This window comes from Neisseria sp. Marseille-Q1983, from assembly GCF_018224585.1.
Taxonomy (GTDB): Bacteria; Pseudomonadota; Gammaproteobacteria; order Burkholderiales; family Neisseriaceae; genus Neisseria; species Neisseria polysaccharea.
In genome coordinates this window covers 1-2,558 of sequence record NZ_JAGTUI010000086.1, presented here as the reverse complement: position 1 = coordinate 2,558, position 2,558 = coordinate 1, and the positions used below count along the sequence as shown (strand labels likewise).

3 protein-coding genes and 2 pseudogenes are annotated in these 2,558 nt (G+C 43.0%); all 5 read right to left on the bottom strand.

The window, feature by feature from the left end:
- A pseudogene (locus KEM39_RS11085) lies at positions 1 to 166 on the bottom strand (RHS repeat protein); the annotation flags it as partial.
- 24 nt (positions 167 to 190) lie between these two features.
- Positions 191 to 430 carry a hypothetical protein gene (locus KEM39_RS11080; RefSeq protein WP_080566910.1) on the bottom strand — a complete coding sequence of 80 codons (240 nt, stop codon included), beginning with the start codon at positions 428 to 430 and terminating at the stop codon, positions 191 to 193.
- Positions 424 to 1,821: pseudogene (locus KEM39_RS11075) on the bottom strand (glycohydrolase toxin TNT-related protein); the annotation flags it as partial. The pseudogene KEM39_RS11075 and the gene KEM39_RS11080, both read right to left, overlap by 7 nt.
- A gap of 17 nt (positions 1,822 to 1,838) precedes the next feature.
- Entirely contained in the window at positions 1,839 to 2,144 is a 306-nt protein-coding gene (locus tag KEM39_RS11070; RefSeq protein WP_211710045.1) for a barstar family protein, read from the bottom strand.
- On the bottom strand, positions 2,144 to 2,558 hold a 415-nt coding region (locus tag KEM39_RS11065; RefSeq protein ID WP_300991107.1), incomplete at its 5' end, for an RHS repeat-associated core domain-containing protein. The genes KEM39_RS11070 and KEM39_RS11065, both read right to left, overlap by 1 nt.

Here is a 2,558-nt window from a genome sequence, read left to right as displayed (position 1 = left end):
ATTGGTGTTGGGCGATGATTTGGCCGTTGCCGTTGTAGTCGAAGCAGGTGATGCTTTGGCTGTTGGCAGCGCGGACGAGGTTGCCGTCCGGGTCGTATCGGTAAGCGGTTTCCTGAACCTTGTCGTTATCGCGGGCAAGGGTATGGATCAGTCGGCCCAATACATCATACAGGCTACGGTTTGCTTTTTTTCATTCAAAAGAAAATTTTAACATTTCTGATAACCGATTTATAAAATATAGAATTGCCAAATGTTCATCTTGGTAACAATATTCTTCAGTTCTCAATCCTCTTTCAGAATAGAATATATGCCATTTTTTATTTTCTTCAATAATACATAATGATTCATCATTTACTTCATTGATTGAGTAACTATCTTCTGGTACTCCTTTACTTTTAAGGTATGAATTCAATTCATTAATTTTTAACATTTTCCTATTTCCACCTCTTCTAGATGCCCAGATTTTATATATGATTTAACAGGTTTTGGCAATTCATACTGTGTCCCTAATCCAATCTCTCTGAACCACGGCATAATTTTACTTGCAGCTACATTATCAATTGGTTTCAGTACCCTATATATGGTATAAGGCTTTTGATTAGAACCAGGAGGTAAGGCTCTCATAGGGTATGGTGTTCCTACTGGAGACACAAATGTTCCTCCTGGATAACCATACCTATCAACAAGAGTGCCAACCGGAAGTGTAATACTCCTCACTTCACCTAAAGCGCCTCTATTAGGAGGCCAATATGGTGTGGGCAGATTTTTATTTAAACCTAGGACATCAAGCCACTTATTTGTATTAGGCGCAAACTGATATAGATTGTCTCCGCCTGAAAGCCCAATTGGATCCTGATTCACAAACCGACCCGCATCCGGCTCGTAATACCTGAAGAAGTTGTAATGCAGTCCTGTTTCACGGTCGGCATACTGGTTTTGCAGGCGGAAGGGCTGGTGCGCCGTTCCCGTTATGTTCGTCTCACTCTTCAGTTTGCCCCAGCCGTAATAATCTCCGAACCACAGCAAATTACCGTCCTTATCGGTCATCTCGCGCGGGATGCCGATTTGGTCGCAGTGGAAGTAGCGGGTTTCCTGTTTGCTTTCGCCTTCTTCGGTTGTCCAATTGCGGACTTGCGCCAATGGTTCGTAGGAATCCGGATCGGTGTAGATATAGGTATATCTGCCGTCCGAATGAACTTCCTGCAAGAGGCGGCTGCCGTCCCAAACGAATCCGGTTTCCTCTTCCAGGCCGTTCCCGCTTAAATCATGCGGGAATGACGTTTCTGAAACTTCTCCCTCTTTCAGACGGCCTTTGCCTATCCTTCTGCCCAAAGCATCGTAGCTGTACGCCCAAGTCTCTTTTGTGCCGTCTTTCTTGAAGATTTCGGCTTTAACCGGTTGGTCGTGCAGGTCGTAGAAATAGTTCTGCACTTCTCCGTCGGCCAGTTCGCGGTGGATCAGGTTGCCGAAGCGGTCGTAGTAATAGGTCGTGCCGTTGTAGGTTTTCAGGCGGTTGTCGGGGACGGCATCGAGGCCGTCTGAAAGGATATTGTGCGCGGGGTCGAAGGCGAACCGTTCGTTCCCCGCTTTGGTCATCCTGCCCAGTTTGTCGTACTCGAAATGCGTCGTTCCCGTCCGCCGGTCGGCGCTGCGGGTCAGGTTGCCGGTGCGGTCGTAGCCGTAGCTGCGTTTGACGGCGGTTTGGCCATAACCCGCCGCTACTTTGGTTTTGCCTTTGCCGCCTTCGGTCAATTCATTGAGGGTGGCGATTTGTTTTTTCAGACGGCCTAGTGGATTGAGTTCGTAGCGGCTGGCGAGCTTACACGGTAAATATAAATTTAAAATTTTATAATAACTTTTTTTCTTGATTTATTCTTTTTCCAATAATCTTGATACATATTGAGGCAATCATATATTACATCGTATAAAGGTTTATTTTTCTCTTTTAACCTATCCAGATGTTTAAAATTTATAATTATTTCATTTTCAGGTATCCAGCTTAAATCTTGCATACATTCATCTAGTGCATTGTAATTAAATCCGAAATACTCTGGAAAATATAATTCTTTACTCATGATTTTTAAAAAACTATTTGATGTTTTTAAACTTCCTAAATTGATGTTTATAGTGAAAATATTGTTCATCACAATATAACCTCCACAAATGTTCTATAATGGTCAGAGGTATAGTAAATTTTGCCATTATCACCAATAACTATCCTTTTCTTTCCTCTATCTGCACCATTTTTTCTTTGGGCATTAGTAGGTTCCGGTTCATAATCATGTTCCGTATAGCAAACACCAATAGGAAGAGGCCTTGTTCTATCTGGATTTTTATTTTTAAATGGGGTAGCTTCTTTTTTCCCTCTAGCTTCTTCTACTATTTTTCTGATTCTTAATTTTTTAGATCTACCAAGTTTAGCCTTCCTAATTAGCCCCAACGGGTCAACCCAGTCTTGAACATTCGGTGCAAACGCATACAGATTATCTCCGCCTGAAAGTCTAATCGGATCCTGATTCACAAACCGCCCGATGTTCGGCTCATAGTACCTGAAGAAG

What these genes read in the sequence shown, in the direction of transcription:
- KEM39_RS11080 (WP_080566910.1), bottom strand. Translation starts at nt 430, where the DNA reads ATGTTAAAAATTAATGAATTGAATTCATACCTTAAAAGTAAAGGAGTA.
- KEM39_RS11070 (WP_211710045.1), bottom strand. Translation starts at nt 2,144, where the DNA reads ATGAACAATATTTTCACTATAAACATCAATTTAGGAAGTTTAAAAACA.